The organism is Humibacter soli (assembly GCF_054779035.1).
The window spans coordinates 124,516-148,731 of record NZ_BAAGYX010000003.1 but is presented as its reverse complement, the minus strand read 5'-3'; the positions used below and the strand labels follow the sequence as shown (position 1 = coordinate 148,731).

21 protein-coding genes and 1 tRNA gene are annotated in these 24,216 nt (G+C 68.2%); 12 read left to right on the top strand and 10 right to left on the bottom strand.

The genetic code is table 11. The features are described 5' to 3' along the window. The 3 genes from ACYVDN_RS17730 to ACYVDN_RS17720 form a co-directional block, all read right to left on the bottom strand. The gene (locus tag ACYVDN_RS17730; protein ID WP_460573826.1) at positions 1-1,278 is read right to left on the bottom strand and encodes a PLP-dependent aminotransferase family protein; all 1,278 of its coding nucleotides are present in this window, start codon (positions 1,276-1,278) and stop codon (positions 1-3) included. Between the two features lie 68 nt (positions 1,279-1,346). Further along, positions 1,347-2,408 carry a DUF4190 domain-containing protein gene (locus ACYVDN_RS17725; protein WP_460573824.1) on the bottom strand — a complete coding sequence of 354 codons (1,062 nt, stop codon included), beginning with the start codon at positions 2,406-2,408 and terminating at the stop codon, positions 1,347-1,349. A gap of 49 nt (positions 2,409-2,457) precedes the next feature. Continuing rightward, positions 2,458-3,141, bottom strand: coding sequence for an endonuclease/exonuclease/phosphatase family protein (locus ACYVDN_RS17720; protein ID WP_460573897.1), 684 nt, complete (start codon positions 3,139-3,141; stop codon positions 2,458-2,460). Between the two features lie 137 nt (positions 3,142-3,278). On the opposite strand from ACYVDN_RS17720, the gene ACYVDN_RS17715 reads away from it, so the two are divergent. Continuing rightward, on the top strand, positions 3,279-3,881 hold the full coding sequence (locus tag ACYVDN_RS17715; RefSeq protein ID WP_460573822.1) for a DinB family protein: 603 nt from the start codon (positions 3,279-3,281) through the stop codon (positions 3,879-3,881). On the opposite strand, the gene ACYVDN_RS17710 is transcribed toward ACYVDN_RS17715, so the two are convergent. Both ACYVDN_RS17710 and glpK read right to left on the bottom strand, forming a co-directional pair. Continuing rightward, a complete protein-coding gene (locus tag ACYVDN_RS17710) occupies positions 3,878-4,900 on the bottom strand; it encodes an alpha-hydroxy acid oxidase (RefSeq protein WP_460573820.1) in 1,023 nt (340 codons plus the stop codon). The genes ACYVDN_RS17715 and ACYVDN_RS17710 overlap by 4 nt on opposite strands. Positions 4,901-4,929: 29 nt before the next feature. Next, positions 4,930-6,438, bottom strand: a complete 1,509-nt coding sequence (gene glpK / locus ACYVDN_RS17705) for an FGGY family carbohydrate kinase (RefSeq protein ID WP_460573818.1) — start codon at positions 6,436-6,438, stop codon at positions 4,930-4,932. 147 nt (positions 6,439-6,585) lie between these two features. Here glpK and ACYVDN_RS17700 point away from each other — a divergent pair, with 147 nt between their 5' ends. Further along, on the top strand, positions 6,586-7,275 hold the full coding sequence (locus ACYVDN_RS17700) for a hypothetical protein (protein WP_460573816.1): 690 nt from the start codon (positions 6,586-6,588) through the stop codon (positions 7,273-7,275). A gap of 222 nt (positions 7,276-7,497) precedes the next feature. After that, positions 7,498-8,289 carry an HNH endonuclease family protein gene (locus ACYVDN_RS17695; protein WP_460573814.1) on the top strand — a complete coding sequence of 264 codons (792 nt, stop codon included), beginning with the start codon at positions 7,498-7,500 and terminating at the stop codon, positions 8,287-8,289. Here ACYVDN_RS17695 and ACYVDN_RS17690 read toward each other — a convergent pair. Next, positions 8,286-8,840: a YdeI/OmpD-associated family protein gene (locus ACYVDN_RS17690; RefSeq protein WP_460573812.1), complete on the bottom strand. Its 555-nt coding sequence runs from the start codon at positions 8,838-8,840 to the stop codon at positions 8,286-8,288. The genes ACYVDN_RS17695 and ACYVDN_RS17690 overlap by 4 nt on opposite strands. Then, entirely contained in the window at positions 8,827-9,783 is a 957-nt protein-coding gene (locus ACYVDN_RS17685) for an epimerase (protein ID WP_460573810.1), read from the bottom strand. Before ACYVDN_RS17685 ends, ACYVDN_RS17690 begins: the two co-directional genes overlap by 14 nt. A 153-nt stretch (positions 9,784-9,936) precedes the next feature. Here ACYVDN_RS17685 and ACYVDN_RS17680 point away from each other — a divergent pair, with 153 nt between their 5' ends. Then, positions 9,937-11,322, top strand: coding sequence for a glycine--tRNA ligase (locus ACYVDN_RS17680; RefSeq protein WP_460573808.1), 1,386 nt, complete (start codon positions 9,937-9,939; stop codon positions 11,320-11,322). Between the two features lie 20 nt (positions 11,323-11,342). Here ACYVDN_RS17680 and ACYVDN_RS17675 read toward each other — a convergent pair whose 3' ends face one another. After that, positions 11,343-12,371 (bottom strand): zinc-dependent alcohol dehydrogenase, encoded by a 1,029-nt coding sequence (locus ACYVDN_RS17675; RefSeq protein ID WP_460573806.1) that lies wholly within the window; start codon positions 12,369-12,371, stop codon positions 11,343-11,345. Between the two features lie 188 nt (positions 12,372-12,559). Here ACYVDN_RS17675 and ACYVDN_RS17670 point away from each other — a divergent pair, with 188 nt between their 5' ends. Next, on the top strand, positions 12,560-13,609 hold the full coding sequence (locus ACYVDN_RS17670; RefSeq protein ID WP_460573895.1) for a zinc-dependent alcohol dehydrogenase family protein: 1,050 nt from the start codon (positions 12,560-12,562) through the stop codon (positions 13,607-13,609). Positions 13,610-13,642: 33 nt separating this feature from the next. Here ACYVDN_RS17670 and ACYVDN_RS17665 read toward each other — a convergent pair whose 3' ends face one another. Both ACYVDN_RS17665 and ACYVDN_RS17660 read right to left on the bottom strand, forming a co-directional pair. Then, a complete protein-coding gene (locus ACYVDN_RS17665; protein WP_460573804.1) occupies positions 13,643-14,644 on the bottom strand; it encodes an MBL fold metallo-hydrolase in 1,002 nt (333 codons plus the stop codon). 94 nt (positions 14,645-14,738) lie between these two features. Then, positions 14,739-14,822, bottom strand: a tRNA-Leu gene (locus tag ACYVDN_RS17660). A 239-nt stretch (positions 14,823-15,061) separates the two neighbouring features. Between ACYVDN_RS17660 and ACYVDN_RS17655 the strand changes: the two genes are divergently transcribed. From ACYVDN_RS17655 to pknB, 7 genes are read left to right on the top strand one after another with little or no spacing between them, the layout of a single operon-like run. Then, positions 15,062-15,805: an FhaA domain-containing protein gene (locus tag ACYVDN_RS17655; protein WP_460573802.1), complete on the top strand. Its 744-nt coding sequence runs from the start codon at positions 15,062-15,064 to the stop codon at positions 15,803-15,805. After that, positions 15,802-16,467 (top strand): FHA domain-containing protein, encoded by a 666-nt coding sequence (locus ACYVDN_RS17650; protein ID WP_460573800.1) that lies wholly within the window; start codon positions 15,802-15,804, stop codon positions 16,465-16,467. The genes ACYVDN_RS17655 and ACYVDN_RS17650 overlap by 4 nt, the downstream gene beginning before the upstream one ends. Before the next feature lie 3 nt (positions 16,468-16,470). Next, on the top strand, positions 16,471-17,715 hold the full coding sequence (locus ACYVDN_RS17645; RefSeq protein WP_460573798.1) for a PP2C family protein-serine/threonine phosphatase: 1,245 nt from the start codon (positions 16,471-16,473) through the stop codon (positions 17,713-17,715). After that, the gene (locus ACYVDN_RS17640) at positions 17,699-19,099 is read left to right on the top strand and encodes an FtsW/RodA/SpoVE family cell cycle protein (protein ID WP_460573795.1); all 1,401 of its coding nucleotides are present in this window, start codon (positions 17,699-17,701) and stop codon (positions 19,097-19,099) included. Before ACYVDN_RS17645 ends, ACYVDN_RS17640 begins: the two co-directional genes overlap by 17 nt. Beyond that, positions 19,100-20,551, top strand: a complete 1,452-nt coding sequence (locus ACYVDN_RS17635; protein ID WP_460573793.1) for a peptidoglycan D,D-transpeptidase FtsI family protein — start codon at positions 19,100-19,102, stop codon at positions 20,549-20,551. After that, positions 20,548-22,254, top strand: coding sequence for a serine/threonine-protein kinase (locus tag ACYVDN_RS17630; protein ID WP_460573791.1), 1,707 nt, complete (start codon positions 20,548-20,550; stop codon positions 22,252-22,254). The genes ACYVDN_RS17635 and ACYVDN_RS17630 overlap by 4 nt, the downstream gene beginning before the upstream one ends. Positions 22,255-22,303: 49 nt before the next feature. Then, complete coding sequence (gene pknB, locus ACYVDN_RS17625) at positions 22,304-24,025, top strand: Stk1 family PASTA domain-containing Ser/Thr kinase (RefSeq protein ID WP_460573789.1); 1,722 nt, start codon at positions 22,304-22,306, stop codon at positions 24,023-24,025. Positions 24,026-24,216: the final 191 nt, after the last annotated feature.

Below are 24,216 nucleotides of genomic sequence, written 5' to 3'. Positions count from 1 at the left end.
TCAGCTCGCGAGCTGCTCCACCTCGGCGAGCAGGATGGCGGTGCACAGGCCTTCGAGTGCGTCGACGAGCTCAGCGAGCGGCGGCATGGTCGGTGCGATACGGATGTTCGCGTCGCGCGGGTCTTTGCCGTGCGGATACGTCGCTCCCGCCGGCGTGACCTTGATGCCCGCCTGGGCGGCGAGCGCGACGGCTCGTGCCGCGCATCCGTCGTGCACGTCGAGGCTCACGAAGTATCCGCCGGTCGGGTTGGTCCACGATCCTGCCGCGTAGGGAGCCAGGCGACGCTCGAAGATCGTCTGCACCGCGTCGAACTTCGGAAGCAGGATCTCGCGGTGCTTCACCATGTGGTCGGCGAGGCCCTCGGCATCCCTCAGCAGTCGCACGTGGCGCAGCTGGTTGATCTTGTCCGGCCCGATCGACTGCACAGCCGCGTGGCTGAGGTACCACGAGACGTTCGCGGGCGACGACCCGAAGAACGCGACGCCGGAGCCTGCGTAGGTGACCTTGGATGTCGAGCCGAACACGAACACCCGGTCGGCGTTCCCCGCCTCCGCCGCGAGCCTCAGGATGTCGATCGCAGGCGGCACGTCGTCGGTGAGGTGGTGCACCGCATAGGCGTTGTCCCAGAAGATGCGGAAGTCCGCAGCGGCCGGCAGCGACACCAGGGCGCGGGCGACCTCCTCGGAGTAGATCGCGCCCGTGGGGTTGGAGTGCATCGGCACGCACCAGATGCCCTTGATCGTCGGGTCCTCTGCGAGCAGGCGTTCGACCTCGGCGATGTCCGGTCCGTCATCCTTCATCGCGACCGGGACCATGCGGATGCCCAGGTGCTCGTTGATCGAGAAGTGGCGGTCGTATCCGGGAACGGGACACAGGAAGGTGACCGTCTCCTCCTTCGACCATGGCCGCTCGCTCTCCGGCAGGCCGTGCAGCATCGCATGCACGACCACGTCGTGCATGACCGTGAGGCTGCCGTTGCCCAGCGCGAGGAGCTGCGGAACCGGCACGTGGAAGGCATCGGAGAAGATCGACCTCAGCTCGGCGAGACCCTGTGCGCCGCCGTAGTTGCGCAGGTCGGTTCCGGCGGCATCCCGGTAGTCCCCTTCGCCGGGCAGCGTCAGCAGCTGGTCGGCGAGATCGAGCTGGGCAGGGGACGGCTTGCCGCGCGTGATGTCGAGCGAGAGCCCGCGCGCGACGAGCTCGTCGTATTGGGCGGTGAGCTGCGAGTGCAGCTCCTTGAGCTCGGCGGAGGACAGATCGGTGAGGGCGGAGGTCACCCCTCGATCGTAGCTATCGCGGGCCGCGCCGGTCGAGGCGTCGGCTGCGGGAGGGGGGCCTGGATGCCTCAGCTGTGGAAGCCCACGTAGCCGTACTGCTCGCCGACGCTCACCGAGACCTCCACGTCGCTCTGCGACTGGAGCGAGAAGGCGACGTGGTACATGTGCGTCGCTCCGGCCGCTAGCGGCAGGTCCTTCAGGGTGTCCAGGCTGTCGTCGAGGATCTGGTCGCCGCGCACCCCACCGGCGAGGGCCTCTCCGACGAGGTTCACGGTCATGTCCTTGCCGGAGCCGTTGTGCACCGTCACGTCGAAGCCCAGGTCGACCTTCTGCGTCGTCCACTCCGGGTCGGCAGGGGTGAAGGGCGTTCCGGCCGGGATGGACACCGTGACGTCGTTCTCGTACGAGGCCGTCGAGCCGAAGGGCGAGAGGCCGGTCTGCGTCGTGTAGTGGTACTCGCCGCTGCCGTTTCCACCGCCGGCGTTCGGTGACGGGGCCGCCGACGCCTGCGGGTGGGGCGCCGGTGCGGCATCCGACGAGAAGATCACGCCGAACCACACGGTCGTGAGCAGGATGCTCAGAAGCACGCCCAACGCGCCGGTGACGACTCCGCCGATCGACAGACCCTTGCCCGCGAAAGCCCTGCCGAGGGCGATGGCACCGAGCACGACAGCCGCCGTCGCCGCGAACCCAGCGACGATGCCGACGAACGGCACCCAGAAGAAGACGAGCGAACCTGCGCCGAGCACCAGGGACGTGATCGCCATGCCCATGCCGCGGGACGGGCGCGGCGGGTAGGGCGCGTACGGCGCCTGGACGGGAACGTATCCGGCGGGAGGCGGGTAGGCGCCTGCAGCGGGCGGGTAGGCCGTTGGGGCGGGCGGGTAGGCACCCGGATGCGGGTACGCCGTCGGCATCGAGGGCGGGTAGCTCTCCGGTCGGTAGCCGGCCTGCGGAGGCGGAGGATACGAGGGCGCCTGCGGGTAGGTGCCACCGGGAGCCGGTGGGTATGGGCCGGCAACCGGATACACGGGCGGCTGCTGGTAAGCACCGGGAGGCGGTGTGCCGTAGTCCGGCTCCTTCGCCGACTCATCCGCGTTCGGCGTGTTCTGATCGTGCGTGTCGCTCACTGAGTTCCCCTCGGGTAGTCCGAGTCTGCACTACCTGGGCGCATCTGCCCTACTGCGCGACATGGGGGCCGTAGTCGGCCGCCACCACGATGGGCATGTGGTCTGAATCTCCCCGCGGGAGCGTCTCGACGGAGCGCACGTCGAGGCCCGCCGAGGTGACGAAGTCGAAGTGACCCTTGAAGAACTTGTACCTGGTGTAGGTCTTGCGGTCGCTGAGCGACATGTCGTACCCGGATGCCTTCACCTTTTCGCCGAGCGACTGCGTGAAGAACGGATAGTTGTAGTCCCCGATCATCAGGGTCGGCGCTCCGTGTCCGAGGCGCAGCAGCTCCGCGTGTGCTGCGTGGATCTGCGTGCGTCGCAGCGAGTTCAGCGCGGTGAGCGGAGCGGCGTGGAACGACGCGACCACGACCTCGTGGCCCGTTGCGGCATCCTCGAGCAGGGTTCCGACCAGACGCTCGTGCGCAGGTGCGAGCACCCGGTCGTGCAGCGACTTCTTGAGCTCGTAGGTGTCGGTCTCACGCAGATGGAAGCGGTCCTCGCGGTAGTACACGGCGAGCCCGAGGCGGTTGCGCTTCGTCGAGTCGGCGAGCCTCAGGGTTCCAACCTCCGACGGGAGCACGGCGGTGTCGACCTCTTGCAGGCACATCACGTCAGCGGAGCTGGATGCCGCCAGGTCGATCAACTCCCCCGTCGCACGGTTCTTGCGGAGGTTGTAGCTCAGTACTCGTATCAGGGCGATCACTTCTCAGCTGACGGGCGGGTGGTGACGGCGATGATACCTGCCGCGCGTAAGCATCATATGAAGCTGTCATGTCGGCGCGGTGTGAGAGCCATGCGGATGTCCGGGGTGCGGCGTACCGTCGAGTCATGCCGCTTCCCGACGACGCGAAGGCCACTCTCCACCGTTACCTGCGCATCCAGCGCGACGCGCTTCTGGCGAAGCTCGACGGGCTGAGCGAGTACGACATCCGCCGCCCGATGACGCCGACAGGCACCAACCTGCTGGGGCTCGTGAAGCACGTCGGCAGCGTGCAGCTCGGCTACCTCGGCGACGTGTTCGGTCGGCCGTCCGATGACCTCGACCTGCCGTGGCTCGACGATGAGGCGGATGCGGCCGGGGCAGACATGTGGGCGACTTCCGACGAGTCCCGTGAGCTCATCGTCGACTTCTACGCACTGTCGTGCGAGCGCGCTGACGCCACGATCGAAGCCCTCGACCTGGATGCCGTCGGCGAGGTGCCCTGGTGGCCGCCGGAGCGCAGAAACCCCACGCTGCACACCGTGCTCATCCATCTCTGTGTCGAGGTCGCGCGGCACGCCGGGCACGCCGACATCCTGCGCGAGACGATCGACGGCGCGACCGGGAACCGCAACGAGCGCCCCGTGCACGACGACCCGGAGACCTGGTCGACCTTGGTCGGCGCGATCGAGCAGGCCGCCCGCGACGCCGCTGGTGAAGCCCGCGACTAGCCGACCCAGTCGGTGCGGCGCACCGAGGCGGCGGTGATGTCCTCGACCCGGGAGGCACCGAGAGCCGCCATCGCGACCCGGATCTCCTCGTTCAGGGTCGCGAGCATCGACACCACGGCGTCCTGCCCGCCTGCGGCGAGCGCCCACAGCACCGGGCGACCGATGCCCGATGCCGTCGCCCCGAGAGCGAGGGCTCGCACCACGTCGGCGCCCGAGCGGATACCGCCGTCCACGATGAGGGGAACCCGCCCGCCGACCGCGGCGGCGATCTCCGGCAGCACGACCGAGGTCGGGATCACGCCCGCGAGTTGCCGGCGGCCGTGGTTCGACACGATGATCCCGGCGGCACCGGCCTCGACGGCCCGCACCGCGTCGTCGGGGTGGAGGATTCCCTTCGCCCAGACCGGAAGCCCCGAGACCTCGGCCAGGTGGGCGAAGTGCTCCGGGAGCAGAACGGACTCCTTCGGAAGGGTGGAGGGATGCAGATTGCCTCGCACAGCGAGTCGTCCGGTGAATTCGTTCTGGCGGAACGACGCCTCCGCCAGGGTCCCCGGTATGTCCAGCGTCAGCACCAGTGCCGAGGCGCCGGCCGCTGCGGCACGAGCGGCGTAGTCGTCGGTCGCAGCGGCATCCTGCATCACGTAGATCTGCGCCCACCAAGGAGAGGCCGCCGCCGCGCCGAAGGTCTCGATGTCGACGGTGGCGTTGTTCGAATAGGTCATGTGGATGCCCGCAACACCGGCCGCAGCGATGGTGGCCGGCTCGGCATCCTCATGTGCCGCCCCCTGGCCTGCGGTGGCCGCGATGGTCAGCGGAGACGCGAAGCGGTGCCCGCCGAGGTCGATCGAAGTGTCGACCGAGCGGATGCCCGTCAGCATTCGCGGGATCAGCGACCAGCGATCCCACGCCCGCGTGTCCACCTCGGGGTCGGCGCGTCCGTCTGCCGTGCCCTGATAGAACGACCAGGTGGTCGGCTCGACGGCGTCGCGGGCCGCCGCACGAAGAGAGTCGAAGTCCATGCCTCAACTCTCTCAGGCGTCGTCGGCCTTCAGGTCTCGTCGACCCAGTCGAACGTCTTCGTGACCGCCTTCTTCCAGGTGCGGTAGAGGGCGTCCATTCCGTCGCGATCCTGGGTGGGCGTCCACCGAGCACCCTCCTGCCAGTTGGCGCGGAGCTCGTCGAGCCCGCTCCAGAAGCCGACCGCGAGACCCGCAGCATAGGCAGCACCCAGGGCAGTGGTCTCCGCGACGGTCGGGCGTACGACGGGGATGCCCAACAGGTCCGCCTGGAACTGCATGAGCAGGCCGTTGGCGGTCATCCCGCCGTCGACCCGAAGCTCTGCAAGCGGTGTTCCGGTGTCCTGTTCGACCGCCTCGAGCACGTCCCTGGTCTGGTACGCGGTCGACTCGAGCGCCGCCCGTGCGAGATGACCCTTGTTCACGAAACGCGTCAGTCCGACGATCGCGCCGCGAGCATCCGGCCGCCAGTACGGCGCGAACAGGCCGGAGAACGCCGGCACGATGTAGGCGCCGCCGTTGTCGTCGACCGACGACGCGAGCTTCTCCACCTCTTTCGCGTCGCGAAGGATGCCCAGGTTGTCGCGCAACCACTGCACGAGCGACCCGGTGACGGCGATCGAACCCTCGAGCGCGTAGCGCGGCGCGTCATCCCCCAGCCGATAGGCGAGGGTCGTGATCAGCCCGTTGCCGCTGCGCACGATCTCTTCACCTGTGTTCACGATCACGAAGTTGCCGGTGCCGTAGGTGTTCTTCGACTCTCCCGCGTCGAACGCGGCCTGGCCGAACGTCGCCGCCTGCTGGTCGCCCAGGATGCCCGCGATCGGCGCCTCGCGCAGCAGGCTGTGCGTCTCCGCCTGCCCGTACACCTCGCTCGACGACATGATCTTCGGAAGCATCGAGCGGGGCACACGGAAGGCCTCAAGGATGTCGTCGCGCCAGTCCAGCGTCTCGAGATCCATGAAGAGGGTGCGCGACGCGTTCGTCACATCCGTGGCGTGCACTCCGCCGTGCTTTCCGCCGGTCAGGTTCCATAACATCCAGGTGTCCGTCGTGCCGAAGAGCAGGTCACCGCGTTCGGCACGTTCGCGTGCGCCGTCGACATTGTCGAGCATCCACGCGATCTTGGTTCCGGCGAAGTACGTCGCGAGAGGAAGACCGACGGCATCGGCGAACCTGTGGATGCCTCCGTCCGCCGCCAGCCGGTCGACGATGTCCTGCGTGCGGGTGTCCTGCCAGACGATCGCGTTGTAGACGGGTTTGCCGGTGTGCTTGTCCCACACCACCGCCGTCTCACGCTGGTTCGTGATGCCGACCGCCGCCAGGTCGTGCCGCGTCAGGTTGGCCTTGCCGAGGGCGACACCGATCACCTCGCGGGCGTTGCGCCAGATCTCCATCGGGTCGTGCTCGACCCACCCGGCTTTCGGGAAGATCTGCTCGTGCTCACGCTGCCCGACCGAGACGACGGTTCCCGCATGGTCGAACACGATCGCACGGGTGCTGGTGGTGCCCTGGTCGATGGCGAGGATGTGCGACGACATGCACGCAGGCTATGGCACGCCAGGCGCGGGCGCACCCGGTCCGAGCGGGGTCGGGCCTGCTGAAGACCCGTTCAGCAATCGGTCACGGAGCGACATTCTCGGCCCGCCGTACGCTCCCCCCGGGTCAGAAGGCGCAGAGTAACGAGAGTGAGTTCTGTCGGCGAGACGGCTGCCGAATCGGCGCACGGCAGCAAGCGGACACCCGAGCTGGTGCGCGCGGCGAAGAGCTCCGCACTGCTCGCGCTGCCCTTCCAGATCGGCTTCGTCGTCGTGGTGCTCGTGCTCATGCTGGCCGGCGCGAAGGTGGAGCCGGTCATCGCGATCGTTCTCGTGCCGACCCTGTGGCTCGTGCCCGTCGTCGAGTTGCTCTGGCACACGGTCATCCCGAGGGCACTGCAGTGGCAGTACCTCGTCTTCATCACCATCGGGCCCTATGCCGGCAGCGCGCTCGGCGTCTACGGATACATCGACCACTGGGACAAGGTGGCGCACTTCGACTCGGGCATCATGCTCGCGTGGGCCGGTCTGTTCGCGGTGCGGAGCGTCGAGGATGCCGCGCGCGTCGCCCTCCCGCGCTGGTTCGGGCTCGCCGTCTTGGTGGCGACCCCGATGGCGTTCGCGGCGGCGTGGGAGATCTGCGAGTTCACCAGCGATCACCTGTTCGGCACGCACGCGCAGAACGGCAACACCGACACGATGACCGACATCATCGCCGCCACCATCGGTGCCCTCGTGACGCTGGGCTTCACGCTTCTCTGGCGCTGGCCGGGCAGCGTGATGCCGATGGCGCTGCGCCGGTCTGCGGCCGCGGACGTCCGCGACGAGCAGGCCGCATAGCTATCGCCAATCACGACGTGACTTGTACCACCGACGAGATGCGGCGTAACGTGACACGCACGTTTTTCCGGTCGGCGTAGCACTAGGCCGGATCAAGACGCCGGCGTCCGGCGGATGGTGTGGAACCCCGCCGGCGCCGTGCGCTCGCTGGAGCTAAAAGTGGCACTTCTTCCGGCCCCCTCCGATAGTCGGCTCGTCGGCAGCCACCGATAGAGTCCCCGAATGCCGCATCCCCGCCTCGCCCGCCTGGCCGCCACGACGTTCACGCTCACCGCGGCGGCTCTCCTCTTCACCGGCTGCTCCGCGGACGACTCCTTCGCGGCGGGCCCCGCATCGGACTCCAGCGACTCGACCCTGACCCCCTCCGCCTCTACACCTGCCATCTCCCCGACCACCCCGCCGGCCGCAGCAACCCCCGGCACCGCCGCCGCTCTTCTCGCGACGATCCCGGTCAAGGGCCGCGCGCCGCACACCGGATACGACCGCGTCGGCGACTTCGGCCCGGCGTGGAAGGACATCGACGGCAACCACTGCGACACGCGCGACGATGTGCTCGCGCGAGACCTCACCACCGTGGTGAAGAAGGGGTCGTGCACCGTCGAGTCCGGCGTGCTGAGCGACCCCTACACCGGAAAGACCATCCACTTCGTGCGCGGGGTGCAGACTTCGGTCGCCGTGCAGATCGATCACCTCGTTCCGCTGTCCGACGCCTGGGAGACCGGTGCCCAGCAGCTCACCCAGCAACAGCGCGAGACGATGGCGAACGATCCGCTCGAGCTGCTCGCCGTCGACGGGCCGACGAACGAGAGCAAGGGCGACGGGGATGCCGCAACGTGGCTCCCGCCGAACCACGCGTTCCGCTGCACGTACGCCGCCCGCCAGGTGTCGGTGAAGGCGGCCTACCACCTGTGGGTGACGGCCGCGGAGCACGATGCACTCGCGCGCCTCCTGAGCGGATGCCCCGGCCAACCCTCATCGATGTCGACGCTCGCGCCCGCGGTGGGTCTCGGCTAGCTGCCGAGATCCGCCGAAAGCTGGGCCACGTAGCGTTCCCGCGTCTCCGCGCGCTTGGCGAGCGCGAGCCTCGTGAGGGCTGCGCGGCGCACGCCCGGCGTCTGCGCGTCCCACGCCTCGCGAGCGCCGGCTGCGGCGAGCGCCCGCGCGAGATCCGTCGGCACGAGGAGCGCCTCGGCGTCGTCGAGGATGGTCCACATGCCGTCCGCCTTTGCGGCCTCGACGAGGCGGCGGCCGGCATCCGTCATCCGACCTTCGGCCTCCAGCCTGGCGACCCGCTCCTTGTTGGTGCGCGACCATGGAGAGCCGGTGCGCCTCGGAACGAACCAGAGCGCCGAGCGCTCCGCGTCGAGCGTCTTCGACTGACTGTCGACCCAGCCGAAGGCGACCGCCTCTGTGATCGCCTCGTCGTACGTCATCGACGGGCGACCCGTCACGCGTCGCCACGACACCAGCCACACCCCTGTCGACGTGGCGTGGTTCAGTTCGAGCCAGCCCCTCCAGTCGACGACGGTCTCGATCGGCACGTGCTCCGCGTCATCCCTCGACATCGTGGTGGCCCTCGCCGAAGTAGGCGGCGATCGCCTCGGTCGCCGTGGTGTCGGTGAAGCGGAAACCGTCGTCGAGCAGTGCGGTGGGGAGCATCCGCTGGCTGCTGAGCAGCAGCTCGTCGGCCGCGCTCTGCAGCGCCAGCCGCAGGGCGAACGCCGGGGCCGGGAATCCGTACGGCCGGTGCAGCGCTGTCGCGAGGGCGCGTACCAGCTCCCCCGCGGTCGCTGGTGTCGGGCCCGCAAGGTTCACCGGCCCGCTGAGACCGGCGCCGGGCCGGCCGGAGGTGTCGAGTCCCGACCCGATGATGTGGTCGATCGCCGCGACCTCGTCGCGCAGGCTGATCCACGGCCACCACTGGCGGCCGGTGCCGATCGGTCCCGCGAGTCCGGCGCGCGCCAGCAGTCGCAGCGGAGTCATCGCCCCGCCAGGGCCCACCACGAGACCGGTGCGCAGGAACGCCAGGCGCGTCACCTCGGATGCCGGCGCCGCAGCCTGCTCCCAGGCCGCGACGACCGCGGAGAGAAAACCCGTTCCGCGCTCCGATCGCTCCGTCAGATCCTCTTGACCGCGATCGCCGTAGTAGCCGACCGCCGACGCGCTGACGAACACGCCTGGGGCCTTCGAGGCGGAACGGATGGCGCCGACGATGGTCTGCGTGACATCCAACCTCGACTCGAGGATGACCTTCTTATACGCGGGCGTCCACGGCAGCCGAGCGGTGGGCGCCCCAGAAAGGCTCACCACGGCATCCGCGCCGCTCACGACCGCGGGATCGAGGATGCCGGCTGCCGGGTCCCAGCGCACCTCGCCCTCTGCCCGCTCGGGCCTCCTCACCAGCCTGACGACCTCGTCGCCCGACGCCTCCAGCCGCTCCGCGAGCGCCGTGCCGACCAGCCCCGAAGCGCCGGCGATCACAATGCGCCGTCTCGTCCGCTCTGCCATGCCATCCGTCCCTGATGTGCCCGATCCCACCTCGGATCGGAGCCGATCGGAGGCACATCCCTCACTCAGTAAACTAGGTGGGTCCGACGATTCTCGGGTGGAATGCGGTTGCACCACCTGCTTCCCTCCACCCGATCCCCCGAAAGGGATGCCATGCCAGACCAGAACGCACTCGATGCCGTGATCGCCCTCGCCCGTCACCGCGGGTTCGTCTTCCAGTCGGGTGAGATCTACGGCGGGTCGCGTTCCACCTGGGACTACGGCCCCCTCGGTGTCGAGCTCAAGGAGAACATCCGCCGCCAGTGGTGGCAGACGTTCGTGCGGGGCCGCGGCGACATGGTCGGTCTCGACTCCGCCGTCATCCTTCCGACGCGGGTCTGGGCGGCGTCCGGTCACGTCGCCACGTTCACGGACCCGTTGGTGGAGTGTCTGCACTGTCACCACCGATTCCGCGAAGACCACTTGGTCGAGGCGTTCGAGGCGAAGAAGGGCATGGCGCCGGAGGGCGGCCTCGCCGACATCGTCTGTCCGAACTGCGGCACACGCGGCCAGTGGACGGAACCGCGGTCATTCTCCGGCCTGATGAAGACCTACGTCGGCGTCGTCGACGACGAGTCGGGTCTGCACTACCTGCGCCCCGAGACCGCGCAGGGCATCTTCGTCAACTTCGCCAATGTGGTGCAGGCCGCGCGCATGAAGCCGCCCTTCGGCGTCGGCCAGGTCGGCAAGGCGTTCCGCAACGAGATCACGCCGGGTAATTTCATCTTCCGCACCCGCGAGTTCGAGCAGATGGAGATCGAGTACTTCGTTCCCGAGGCGGATGCCGCCGAGTCGTTCGAGCACTGGGTGGACGCCTGCTGGAACTGGTTCGTCGACTTGGGAATCGACCCGGCGAACATGCGCAAGCTCGACGTTCCCGACGGCGAGCGCGCCCACTACTCCGACCGCACCATCGACGTCGAGTACGAGTTCGGCTTCGCCGGCAAGGGCTGGGGCGAGCTGATGGGCGTCGCGAACCGCACCGACTTCGACCTCAAGAACCACATCGCGGCATCCGGCAAAGACCTGTCGTTCTTCGACCAGGCCTCCGGCGAGCGCTACGTGCCCTATGTGATCGAACCGTCGTTCGGCCTGACCCGTTCGATGATGGCGTTCCTGGTCGACGCGTACCACCAGGAGGAGGTGCCGAACGCGAAGGGCGGCACCGACACCCGCACCGTGCTGAAGCTCGACCCTCGCTTGTCGCCCGTCAAGGTCGCGGTGCTGCCGCTGTCGCGCAACGAGCGTCTGTCACCGCTGGCGCGTTCCCTCGCGGATGACCTGCGCAAGCACCGCAACGTGGAGTTCGACGATTCAGGGGCGATCGGCCGCCGGTACCGCCGTCAGGACGAGATCGGCACGCCGTTCTGCGTCACCGTCGACTTCGACTCGCTCGACGACAACGCCGTGACGGTGCGCGACCGCGACACGATGGGTCAGGAGCGCATCCCGATCGACGCCCTTGACGCCTACCTGGCGGAGCGCCTCAGGGAACGCTGAGCCTCTCGCTGGTCGGGCCGTCAGACCCGTGGGTCCACATGGATCTTCGGCCCCGGCCCCGCGCCGGCGGGCCGCTCTCCGGCGAGCACCGCAGCGACCCCGTCGAGACCGACGGTTGCGGCGACGAGCGGGCGGGCATCCACCGCGCCCGATGCGAAGCCGTCGATCGCCGCGCCCAGCCCTGGGGACGCGCTCAGGATGCCCGTCGCAGTGACATCCTTCAGCAGCACCTCGCGGGTGTCGATCAGGCTCGGCCCCGCGGAGATGCCGATCAGCACGACGTGCCCGCCGGGCTGAACCAGCTCGACCGCCCGTGCCGGGGTGGTGTCGGCGGACGCCGCGTCGATCACGGCGTCGAACGGAAGGTCGGGCAGGGCGTCCCATCCCAGCCACGCGTCGAAGCCGAGCGACCTGGCGAAGTCGACGGATGACTGCGACACCCCGAGCAGGTGCACATCGCTTCCCGCCGCACGGGCGAACATCGCCGAGAGCAGCCCGATCGCGCCGGGCCCGACGACGAGCACGTGCTCTGCCGGCCGCCCGTTCGGCAGAGCGGATGTCGCCGCCCGCGCCGCCCGCAGCCCGTTGCCGGCCGGCTCGACGAGGGCTCCCGCGACGTCATCCATCGTGTCAGGAAGGGCGTGCAGCGAGCTCGCCGGTACCGCGAGGCGTTCGGCGATGGCGCCCGCGCGACCCCGGCGGATCCCCACCTCCTCGCGGTCCGCGCACACATGCTGGCGTCCGCTGAGGCACAGCCGGCAGTGGCCGCATCCGAGCATGGTGTCGCCCGTGACGCGGCGACCCAGCCACCGGGCATCCACGCTGTCGCCCACCTCGGTGACGACGCCCATCCATTCGTGTCCGATGCGCACCGGATACCGCGCGTTGCCGTCGTGCAGATACGTCATGTGTCCGGTGTAGAACTCGACGTCTGTGCCGCACACGCCCGCGCGCTGCACATCGACGACGACCTCACCGGGTGCTGCCACCGGGTCCGCGACGTCGTCCACTTCCGCGCGCCCCGGCGCCGTGATCACGAATGCCCGCACGTCGCTCCCCTCTGCCGGTCATCCTCCCGTCGAGCCTAGGTGCGATGTCTCCGGTCGCGACCCTCGCTGGTCGATACGCGTGCCGGCTACGCCGCCGCGCTACTCGACCAGCCTCGGCCGAACCAGCCGCCGCCATCCTCGTCCAGCGACGGACACTCACCGGGGAGAATGGGCGGATGGCAGACACGATGCGGGCGATCCGGTACGACCACGTCGGCGAGCGTCCACGCGTCGTCGACGCCCCCGTCCCGGAGTGCCCCGTCGACGGCGCCGTCGTTCGCGTCGAGGCCACCGGTGTCTGCCGCTCCGATTGGCACGCCTGGAAGGGTCACGATCCCGTTCCGCTGCCCATCGTCCCCGGCCACGAGTTCGCCGGAACGATCGCCCGGGTCGGCGCCGACGTGACGCGATTCTTCCCGGGCGACCGCGTCACAGCCCCCTTCGTGAACGGATGCGGCCGCTGCGAATGGTGCCTCCGTGGCGACGCCCAGGTGTGCCCCGACCAGACCCAGCCGGGCTTCACCCGCGACGGCTCGTTCGCCGAGTACGTCGTCGTCACCGCGGCCGACCTCAACCTCGTCGCCCTTCCCGATGCCGTCGGCGTGGATGCTGCAGCAGCACTCGGCTGCCGCTTCGCCACGGCGTTCCGGGCACTCACCGCTCACGGCCGTGTGCGCGAAGGCGACGAGGTCGCCGTCTTCGGCTGCGGAGGCGTCGGACTCTCGACGGTCATGATCGCGGCAGCACTCGGCGCACGCGTGACCGCTGTGGACGTGTCGGATGCCGCACTCGACCGAGCCCGCGCGTTGGGCGCCACGAACGTCATCCAGGCGAACGGCACCCCCACCGATGACGCCGTCGTGCGCGCCGTCACCGAGGCAACCGGCGGCGGAGCCCACCTGACCGTCGACGCTCTCGGATCACCCACCACGGCGGCTTCCGCCGTCCGCAGCCTGCGCCGCCGAGGAATCCACGTGCAGGTCGGACTGATGCTCGGCGACGCCGCGCTCGCACCCCTGCCATGGGACCGCGTCATCGCATGGGAGCTCACCGTCGCCGGCTCCCACGGCATGAGCGCGCGCGACTATCCGACGATGCTCGCCATGATCGCCGACGGGCGGCTCGACCCCGCGAAGCTGATCGGCAAGATCACCGACCTCGACGGGGCGATCGACGCCCTCATCGCGATGGATGCCCCGCAACCGTCATCCGCCGGCATCGTCATCGCCCACCCCTGACGGCCCCATCCGGCCGGACGTAACGCTCCGGACTCACCCCGCGTACGCAGCGAACTCGGGGCTCTCGACGAACTCCCGGTGCATGGCCGTCTGCGACAGTGCCGAGTACAGGAAGAAGTCGTGCAGACCGTCCCAGCCGGCTGTCCAGGTGAGCCGCGATGCGATCTCCCACGTCGATGGCTCGCCGCCGTCGGCGAGCACCGCGGCGACCTCTCTGCTGCGCCGAAGCTGGTGCTCACGGCACGTCGCGACGCGCGAGGCGAGGCCGCGGAACCGATATCCGTGCCCGGGCAGCACCTCGTAGTCGTCGTACTTCTCGATGGCGCCGAGGGATGCCACGTAGTCGGCCACCGGATTCGTCGGGGTCGACCCACCGAGCCCTAGCCCCGAGAACACGGTCGGCAGCACGTGGTCTCCCGTGAACACGACGCCACGGCCGGCATCGACGACGCAGATGTGCCCGTTGGTGTGCCCGGGCGTCCATACGACCCGAAGATCGAAGCCCGCGACATCAAGCCGATCGCCGTCGTCCACCTTCCGGTCGACCGAAGGCGCCGGCGCCGCCGGCCGCTCCGTCACGACGGGCTCAAGCTCGTCGCGCCGGTCCTCCGGCACGCCCCACTCGTCCCATCGCGCTCGAGCCTCGATCGCCCCACGGCCTGCGCGAGCCGGCACGGATGACCGCTCCGCTCGGTGCGCCACGATCTGGGCGCCGCTCGCGGCGCGCATCCGCTCGGCCAGGCCGACGTGATCCTGGTGGAAGTGCGTCACCGTGATCGACGCGATCCCCTCCGGCGAGAGACCTCGGACGGCGAGCGTCTCGACCAGCCGCTGCCAGTTGTCGTCGGTGTCCCAGCCCGGATCGATCACGTGCACACGCGACTCGGAGTCGATCAGCAGGTAGCTCAATGAATAGGGCAGGTAGCTGTGCGGCATCGCCTGGGGAACGACGATGAGATCGTCGCGAACGTTCTCGACCCTCGGAAGCCCGCCCGCCTTGGACGCGCGGAACTGCTCATCGCTGGTGGGGATCACGGGGGCACCCTACCCGGGTGTCGCGACGAGTGAAGGAACAGACGTCCGAGGACATGAGAAAGGCCCCCGGGTCAATCCCAGGGGCCTTCATCTGTGCGCGAGGGGGGAGTTGAACCCCCACGCCCTCACGGGCACACGGACCTGAACCGTGCGCGTCTGCCTATTCCGCCACTCGCGCTGATACCGGCACGTCGCCGTGCCAACCCAGCGAGATTAGCATGAGCCGGCTGGGTACGCCATTTGGGGCAGCGAGGGATGCCCGAACATCGGAGATCTGCACCGACACGCCGCGCGCGTGCTTCGGCACCCCGGCAGGGATCGCAGATCTCCGAAATCCAGCACGGGGAGAGCGCTCCGGGCTCTCTCTCACGGTGTGCGGCTAACATTCTCGTAGTCGTCGGGCAGATCGGGAGACCTGTGGGCATTCTGGACAACTTCGAGAAAGGCCTCGAGCGTGCTGTCAACGGTGCCTTCGCGAAGACGTTCCGGTCAGGGCTGCAGCCGGTCGAACTGACCAGCGCACTCCGCCGCGAACTCGACACGAAGGCCGCCGTGGTGACACGCGACCGCATCCTCGCGCCCAATGACTTCACGCTCATGCTCGCGCCGAGCGACTACAAGCGCATGCACGCCATGGGTCCCGCACTCAACGACGAGCTGACGGACTTCGTGCAGCATCACGCGACAGCGCAGCACTACCAGTTCGCCGGTGGCATCTCGATCACGATGCAACCCGACGACTCGCTCAGCACGGGCATCCTGCGCGTCGAGTCCCAGAACGTGAAGGGCGACGTGGCGTGGGTGCCGGTGCTCGACATCAACGGCAAGCGCTACCCGTTGAAGCACTCGCGCACGGTCGTCGGCAGGGGAAGCGAAGCGGACATCACCGTGGACGACACGGGAACCTCTCGCAAGCACATCGAGATCGCGTGGGACGGCTCACGCGCCCAGGTTCGCGATCTCGGCTCCACGAACGGGTCTCAGCTGAATGGCCAGCCGGTGAAGAAAGCGGTACTCGAGCCCGACTCGGTCATCACCATAGGTCGCACCCGTATCGTGTTCCGTGTGATGCCACAGGCATCCGCCGCCGCGCCGAAGCGCCGCGAGCCCGATGACGTCACCAGACGACACGACGTCGACGGGTTCTGGGACAGGTCATGACGGTCAGCACCCTCACCCTTCTTGTTCTGCGCATCGGCTTTCTCCTCCTGATGTGGCTCTTCGTGTTCGCCATCGTCTACGCGCTGCGCAGCGACCTCTTCGGTCAGCGCGTTCGCAAGCTGCAGGATGCCCCGCCTGCACCCTTCACCGGCGTGCCGACCGCGGCACCCGCGGCCCGAGCCCCTTCGAGGCCCGCACAGACCGCGCCGACCGAGGCCGTCTCGACCAGCGACTCGCCCCTTGCTGGACTCGCGCGCCCGATGACCGGTCCCGTGACCGCACAACCACCCGGGGTCGCCACGTCAGGGGTGCGCGCCCAGCCGGGCGTTCCGACCGGGTCGTTCCCCAACCGTCCGATGGCCACCGTGCTCACGGCAAGCAGGCTGGTGATCACCTCTGGGCCGCGCCGCGGCACAGAGGCTCCGCTCGGCAACGAGCCGATCACGATCGGCCGGTCCGGCGAGTCCGGCTTGGTCATCCGCGACGACTACACCTCAACCCATCACGCGCGGCTCATGCTCTGGAACAACGAGTGGATGATCCAAGATCTCGACTCCACCAACGGCACGTTCCTCGACGGCCAGCGCGTGACCGTCCCCACCCAGGTTCCGCTCGACGCTCCCATCAAGATCGGCACGACGACCTTCGAGCTGCGGCGGTAGTCCATGGCGACCTCGATCAAGGCCGCTGCGGTCTCCCATGTGGGAAAAGTGCGCTCCAACAACCAGGATTCCGGGTATGCGGGAGCGTCTCTCTTTCTCGTCGCAGACGGCATGGGGGGTCACGCAGGCGGTGACGTGGCGTCCGCCATCGCTACGAACCGCATCAAGGAGATCGATCACGACTACCCGACGGCTGAAGACGCCCAGATAGCGCTTCAGTCCGCGCTGCTCGCGGCCAACGGTCTCTTGGCCGAAACGGTGTTCGAGCACCCAGAGCTGACCGGCATGGGTACGACCGTCAGCGCGATCATCCGGGTGGATGACCGCCTCGCCCTCGCGCACATCGGAGACTCGCGCATCTACCTGCTGCGCGGTGGCGAGCTCAAGCAGGTCACCGTCGACCACACCTTCGTGCAGCGACTCGTCGACACCGGCCGCATCACGGAGGAAGAGGCGCTCACCCACCCCCGCCGCTCGGTGCTGATGCGCGTGCTCGGCGACGTCGACTCCTCGCCGGAGATCGACACCTGGACGGTCGACACCATGCCGGGCGACCGCTGGCTGCTGTGCTCCGACGGCCTGAGCGGCGTCGTGAAGCAGGATGTCATCGCGGCCATCCTCAGCAATGTCGAGTCGCCGAGGGTCGCCGCAGAGAGACTCGTTCGAGCGAGTCTCGACGCCGGAGCCCCGGACAACGTCACCGCCGTGGTCGTCGACATCACGCCGAGCGTTGCCGAGGCCAGGGATCCGGTCACGGTCGGCTCGGCATCCGCACCCGTGCACTTCGAGCAGGAGCCGACGACGCACACGAGGGCGCTGCGACTTCCGGCGCTGCGCCTGCATGCGCCGCGACCGGCGACCGGGCCGACGCACTTCGAGGCGCAGACCGACGACTACCTCGACGAGCTGATCGAGGAGGATCAGCGGCGAGCGCGGCGACGCAAGCTGACCTGGCTGCTCAGCGGCGTGCTCCTCGTGATCGCCATCGCCCTTGCGGTCTTGCTCGGGTACCAGTGGACGCAGTCGCGCTACTTCATCGGCGAGTCGGACGGCAAGGTCGCGATCTTCCAGGGTGTTCAGCAGAACCTGGGCCCCATCGCCCTCTCGCACGTGTACAAAGAGACCTCCGTCGCGGTCGACGGGCTGAGCCCGTACGAGCAGCAGCAGGTCGAAGACACCATCAACGCGTCGTCGCTCGACGACGCCAAGCGCATCGTGGAGCAGCTCTCGAATGACAGCTCCGACTAGCGCGACCTCGGCGATCACGCCACGTCCGGGCCCTCCGACGGCGCCCGTGCGTCGCATCCGCCTGCCGAAGAAGCTGCGCAACCTCGAACTGGGGTTGCTCATCTTCGCCTGCGCCATCAACGCGATCGCGATCATCCTGGTAGAGCTCGGCGCGATCGGGCATCTGGAGTTCACGCTCGTGTTCCTGGGCATCGGCCTTTCGGCCCTCGTCTTCGCGATGCACATCGTGATGCGGTTCCTCGCTCCGGATGCCGACCCCTTCATCCTCCCGATCGCCACGGTGCTGAACGGCATCGGCATCGCGGAGATCTACCGCATCGACATCGCACGCCACGACTCGGGGTGGGACTCGGCCGCTGTGCGCCAGATTGTGTGGACATCCATCGCGGTCATCTGCGCCATCGCCGTGCTCGTCATCATCCGCAATCACCGAGTTCTTCAGCGGTACACCTACGTCTTCGGGTTCAGCGCCCTCGTGCTTCTGCTCCTGCCGATGCTGCCCGTGATCGGCCGCAACATCAACGGCGCCCGAGTGTGGATCGGCATCGGCCCTTTCAGCTTCCAGCCCGGCGAGATAGCGAAGATCGCGTTGGCGATCTTCTTCGCCGGCTACCTGGTGCAAGCGCGCGACTCGTTGTCGATGGTGGGCAAGAAGTTCCTCGGGGTGCGATTCCCCCGGCTGCGAGACCTCGGTCCGATCCTTGTGCTGTGGGCGGTCTCGATGGCGGTGATCGTCTTCCAGCACGACCTCGGAACCGGCCTGCTCTACTTCGGCCTGTTCCTCGTGATGATCTACGTGGCGACGGCCCGCATCGGCTGGGTGCTCATCGGACTCGTGCTCTTCGTCGGCGGCGCCTTCATCGCCAGTCGCATTCTCGACTACGTGCAGGGTCGGTTCCAGAACTGGCTGAACCCGTTCAGCGACCACGTCTACAACGCGACGGGCGGCAGCTATCAGCTGGTGCAGGGCCTGTTCGGCCTCGCGCACGGCGGGCTGCTCGGCACCGGGCTCGGTCAGGGCTACCCGACAGTGACACCGCTGGCGGAGAGCGACTACATCATCGCCAGCCTCGGCGAGGAGCTCGGCCTCATCGGCCTCTTCGCCATCCTCTGCCTCTATCTGCTGTTCGTCTCCCGCGGCCTGCGCGTGGGCTTCGCCGGTCAGGACGACTTCGGCAAACTCCTCGCCGTCGGCCTCGCGTTCGCCGTCGCCCTGCAGGTCTTCATCGTCATCGGCGGCATCACTCGTGTCATCCCGCTGACCGGACTCACCACGCCGTTCCTGGCTGCCGGCGGGTCATCCCTCGTCGCCAACTGGATCATCGCCGCCCTTCTCTTGCGCCTGTCAGACACGGTCCGCAACCAACCGAGGCTGGTGGTGTAGGTGAACAGGGAGATCAAACGCGTCAGCATCGTGGTGCTCGCCATGTTCCTCGCGCTGTTCGTGTCGGTGTCGATCATCCAGGTCGGCGCCGCCGACACCCTGAACGCGGATGCCCGCAACTCACGCACTCTCTATGGCAGCTACATGGTGCAGCGCGGCTCCATTCTGGTGGCCGGCCAGCCCGTCGCGGAGTCCGTGCCGAGCAAGGACTCCTACAAGTACCAGCGCGAGTACCCGCAAGGTCCGCTCTACTCGGCCGTCACCGGCTTCTTCCCGATCAGCGGTGCTCCGACCGGCATCGAGGGCGCGATGAACAGCGAGCTCAGCGGCACGTCGAACGACGACTTCCTCGACCAGCTGCAGAACCTGGTGACGGGGCACCACCCGGAGGGCAACTCCGTCGAGCTCACGATCGACCCGGTCGCCCAGCAGGCGGCATACGACGCGCTCGGATCTCAGCAAGGCGCCGTCGTCGTGCTGCAGCCGAAGACCGGGCGCATCCTCGCCATGGTGTCGAAGCCCGATTTCGATCCCAACACCCTCGCCATCCACGACGTGACGAAGGTGGATGCCACCTACGACCAGCTGCTGAAGGCGCCGGGCGACCCGCTGATCAACAAGGCGATCAACGAGCTCAACCCGCCAGGATCCACCTTCAAGCCGGTCGTGCTGTCGGCCGCGCTGGAGAGCGGGGACTACACGCTCAACTCGCAGCTGCCGAACCCCTCGAGCTTCACGCTCCCCGGCACCAGCACCGTCATCCACAACGACACCTTCACGACCTGCGGGCCGGGCAACACGGTGTCGCTCGAGACCGCACTGATGCTTTCGTGCAATATTCCGTACGCGGAGCTGGCGCTCAAGCTCGGCTCGAACGCCATCAAGACGCAGGCCGAGGCATACGGCTTCAACCATGCCTTCTCGGTGCCGATGCACGCCTCGGCGAGCCAGTACCCGGGATACACCGACCCTGCCAAGCTCGCGATGAGCGGCTTCGGACAAGCGGATGACACAGCAACCGCCCTGCAGATGGCGATGAACTCCGCGGCGATCAGCAACGGCGGTACCGTGATGCAGCCCAACCTCGTCGAGTCGGTCATCACTCCCGACCTGCAGGTCCGCCAGACCTTCAGCCCCACCGAGTTCGGTCATGCGACCAGCAAGTCGACGGCTGACGACGTGGCCCAGACCATGGTCAAGGACGTCTCTGAGGGCATCGCGACCAATGCAAGAATAGACGGGGTCCAGGTCGGCGGTAAGACGGGGACCGCGCAGAACGGCCCGCAAGATCCGTACACACTGTGGTTCACGGGGTTCGCTCCGGCGAATGATCCTCAGTTCGCCATTGCGGTAGTGGTCGACAACGGTGGCGGATTAGGACAAGAGGGCGACGGGAACTCCGTTGCTGCTCCTATCGCGAAAAAGGTACTAGAGGCGGTGCTTGGTAAATGAGACCCACGGCAGGGCTCACGTTCGGCGGACGTTATGAACTCCAGTCGCGGATCGCGGTCGGCGGAATGGGCGAGGTCTGGCAAGCCACCGACCTCGTCATCGGTCGCCAGGTCGCCATCAAGATCCTGAAGGACGAGTACCTCGGCGACCCGACCTTCCTGGAGCGCTTCCGCTCAGAGGCCAGGCACGCCGCCCTGGTGAACCACGAGGGCATCGCCAACGTCTTCGACTACGGCGAGGAAGAGGGCAGCGCCTACCTCGTCATGGAGCTCGTGCCCGGTGAGGCGCTCTCCACCATCCTGGAGCGCGAGCACACACTCTCCACCGACAAGGTGCTCGACATCGTCGCGCAGACCGCCGCCGCACTGCACGCCGCCCATGCGGCCGGGCTGGTTCACCGCGACATCAAGCCGGGTAACCTGCTGATCACGCCCGACGGTCGCGTCAAGATCACCGACTTCGGCATCGCACGCATCGCCGACCAGGTGCCGCTCACCGCGACCGGCCAGGTCATGGGAACGGTGCAGTACCTGTCGCCGGAGCAGGCGTCGGGCCACCCGGCATCGCCCACCACCGACATCTACTCGCTGGGCATCGTCGCGTACGAGTGCCTCGCGGGCCGCCGCCCGTTCACGGGCGAGTCGCAGGTCGCCATCGCGATGGCGCAGATCAACGAGCAACCGCCGCCGCTCCCGGTCACGGTGAGCGAGCCGGTGCGCAATCTCGTCTACGCGTGCATCGCCAAGAACCCGGCCGAGCGCCCGTCGTCCGCCGCGCACCTCGCGCGCGCCGCGACAGCGCTCCGCCGCGGTGACCTGCAGGCTGCGGCCGCCGCAGTGCCCGCCGTGCTCGGCGAGGGTGCGAACACCACGGGCTTCAACACCCTTCTCATGCCAGCGGGCGCCGCAGCAGGAGCGACGCAGGCCACGACCGTGCTGTCCGCACAGGACTCCGAGACGGTCGAGGGCGAGGAGCCCGAGGAAGAAGAGAAGAAGAAGAAACGCAGCCCCTGGACGTGGCCGCTCATCGCGCTGATCGCACTCCTCGCGATCATCCTCATCGCGACGCTCATCGCCCTGCTGACGCAGAACCACGACGCTGCTCCTCCCGCCACGACGACGACCACGCACACCACTCACAGCAAGACGCCGACTCCGACGCCTACCCAGACCACGACTACACCGCCGCCGGCGCCCACGAGCGCAACTGTCGACCCGAACGCGTATATCGGCAAGAGCTATGACGACGCTGTTGCTGCGCTCAGGCAGCTGGGCTTCAGCCAGTTCCAGAAGAACGTCACCGGCCCGGCCACCAACAGCAACCAGGTCGACACGGTCAACGGCGTGAACCCGCAGGGAACTGTGGACTTCACGCAGACGATCTCGCTCAGCGTCTACGGAAGCGTGACGCCGCCGTCGAAGCCCACCGACACCGTGACGCAGGTGACGAACCCGGCCATCCAGAACCAGCCGGCGACGTTCAACTTCGGCAGCGCACAGTGCCCCGCAGGCCAGGACCTGACGGGACGCCAGTTCTACATCGACGGAAAAGCGGCTCCGAGCGGCCCCGTGCAGGGCACTCAGGGCACGATCACTTTCACCGACACCAACCCGCACCAGGTCTCGTACACGATCTTCTGCGGGCAGTCTGTTGAGTCCCCGCAGTCGCCCGCGATCTCGGTGACGGCCCAGCCTGCGCCTTGACCCACGAGGTGTACCGAACACTCAACCTCGCCCCAGTACACTGTTCGCAGTGTTGCCAGACGTCGAGTTCCCCTCCACCGATGAACCCCGCATGCTTGCGGGGCGATACCGCGTAGGCGAACTCATCGGGCGCGGCGGCATGGCCGACGTGCACAAGGGTGTCGACACCCGTCTTGGGCGCACCGTTGCCATCAAGTTGCTGAAGCCTTCACTGGCGACCGACCCGGCGTTCCGCACCCGTTTCCGTCAGGAAGCGCAGGCTGCGGCGCGCATGGCCCACCCCACGATCGTGCGCGTGTTCGACGCGGGCGAAGAGACAGTCCGCGACGCGATGGGCAACGAGGTGCAGGCCCCGTTCATCGTGATGGAGTACGTCGACGGGGTGCTGCTGCGCGACATCCTTCGCAACGGCCCGCTCGAGCCCGCCGAGGCCGCCCGTATCGCCTCAGGCCTGCTGACCGCTCTCGAGTACTCGCACCGCGCGGGCGTCGTGCACCGCGACATCAAGCCCGGCAACATCATGGTCACCCGTGCCGGTCAGGTGAAGGTGATGGACTTCGGCATCGCCCGCGCCATCAGCGACTCCTCCGCGACGGTCGCGCAGACCACCGCCATCCTCGGCACCGCCAGCTACTTCTCGCCCGAGCAGGCGAAGGGCGAGACGGTGGATGCCCGCACCGACCTCTACTCGACGGGTGTCGTGCTCTTCGAGATGCTCGCCGGCCGGCCGCCCTTCCGAGGCGACACCGCCGTGGCCGTCGCGTACCAGCACGTCAGCGAGCAGCCCGTCAAGCCCAGCAGCATCAACCCCAAGGTGTCGCCCGCGTTCGACATGGTCGTCTTGCGGGCACTGGCGAAAGACCGGTTCCAGCGCTACCAGTCGGCTGCGGAGTTCCGAGAGGACCTCGAGCTCGCAGCCTCTGGCAAGGTGCCCGTCCACAAGAAGCGCGACGCCTTCGCAGAGACCCTGTTCGGCGACACCGACACCACCTCGACGCCCGCGGTCGCCGCACTGCGTCAGCTCGCCGATGACGACGAGGTGGTCCGCACCCAGAACCGGCCTCCGGTGCTGTGGATCTGGGCGGGCGTGCTCAGCGTCGCGGTCATCATCGCAGCGCTTCTGCTGTGGGTCTTCAACCAGACTCCGACGCAGCACCTCGCAGACAACGCTGCACGAGTACCCGTCGTCGCGGGCCTCACCGTGAAGCAGGCGAACGTCAAGATCAAGGACGCCCACCTCGACCCCACCTACACGGACGAGGCCAGCACCACGGTCGACAAGGGGCTGGTCATCCGCACCAATCCCGGTGCCGGCGTGATCGCCAGCAAGGGCGACGGCATCACCGTCTACGTCTCCACCGGCCCCAAGGCGGTGTCGATGCCCGATGTGACGAACAAGTCGTTGGATGACGCCAAGAAGACCCTCCAAAGCCTGGGCTTCCAGATCGGTCAGGTCACCGAGCAGGACTCGCCGACGGTCGGGGCCAACGTGGTGATCTCGACCGACCCGGCGTCGGGCACCGGCGCACATGAGGGCGACACGGTCACCTTCGTGGTGTCGAACGGCAAGGTCACCCTGCCCGACCTCACCAACATGAGCGTGCAGCAGGCGACCAGCACCCTCCAGGACCCGAAGCTGGGGCTCGTGCCCAACGCGGTCGCCGACCCCAGTTGCGCCACCCAGACGGGCGCGCCCGTGAACCATCAGACGCAGGCGCCCGGCCCCGTCCCGCAGCACTCCACGATCACGTTCAGTTACTGCACCGGCTAGTCCTCCCGCCGGGGCTGCTGGTCTTGCCCGCCGGTCCCGCCCCTCCGCCCCGCCCGGTCCGGTGCATAACTCCTGCAGATCGTCCGCGCGGGGAGGCCCCCGCCGCGGAATTCCGGCGGACTCGAGCCGGCTCACCCGCAAACTGCAGGAGTTATGAACGGGGGAGTCAGCAACGGAACACAGTCCTGACG

What these genes read in the sequence shown, in the direction of transcription:
- ACYVDN_RS17715 (WP_460573822.1), top strand. Translation starts at nt 3,279, where the DNA reads ATGCCGCTTCCCGACGACGCGAAGGCCACTCTCCACCGTTACCTGCGC.
- ACYVDN_RS17710 (WP_460573820.1), bottom strand. Translation starts at nt 4,900, where the DNA reads ATGGACTTCGACTCTCTTCGTGCGGCGGCCCGCGACGCCGTCGAGCCG.
- glpK (WP_460573818.1), bottom strand. Translation starts at nt 6,438, where the DNA reads ATGTCGTCGCACATCCTCGCCATCGACCAGGGCACCACCAGCACCCGT.
- ACYVDN_RS17695 (WP_460573814.1), top strand. Translation starts at nt 7,498, where the DNA reads ATGCCGCATCCCCGCCTCGCCCGCCTGGCCGCCACGACGTTCACGCTC.
- ACYVDN_RS17690 (WP_460573812.1), bottom strand. Translation starts at nt 8,840, where the DNA reads ATGTCGAGGGATGACGCGGAGCACGTGCCGATCGAGACCGTCGTCGAC.
- ACYVDN_RS17685 (WP_460573810.1), bottom strand. Translation starts at nt 9,783, where the DNA reads ATGGCAGAGCGGACGAGACGGCGCATTGTGATCGCCGGCGCTTCGGGG.
- ACYVDN_RS17680 (WP_460573808.1), top strand. Translation starts at nt 9,937, where the DNA reads ATGCCAGACCAGAACGCACTCGATGCCGTGATCGCCCTCGCCCGTCAC.
- ACYVDN_RS17670 (WP_460573895.1), top strand. Translation starts at nt 12,560, where the DNA reads ATGCGGGCGATCCGGTACGACCACGTCGGCGAGCGTCCACGCGTCGTC.
- ACYVDN_RS17650 (WP_460573800.1), top strand. Translation starts at nt 15,802, where the DNA reads ATGACGGTCAGCACCCTCACCCTTCTTGTTCTGCGCATCGGCTTTCTC.
- ACYVDN_RS17645 (WP_460573798.1), top strand. Translation starts at nt 16,471, where the DNA reads ATGGCGACCTCGATCAAGGCCGCTGCGGTCTCCCATGTGGGAAAAGTG.
- ACYVDN_RS17640 (WP_460573795.1), top strand. Translation starts at nt 17,699, where the DNA reads ATGACAGCTCCGACTAGCGCGACCTCGGCGATCACGCCACGTCCGGGC.
- ACYVDN_RS17630 (WP_460573791.1), top strand. Translation starts at nt 20,548, where the DNA reads ATGAGACCCACGGCAGGGCTCACGTTCGGCGGACGTTATGAACTCCAG.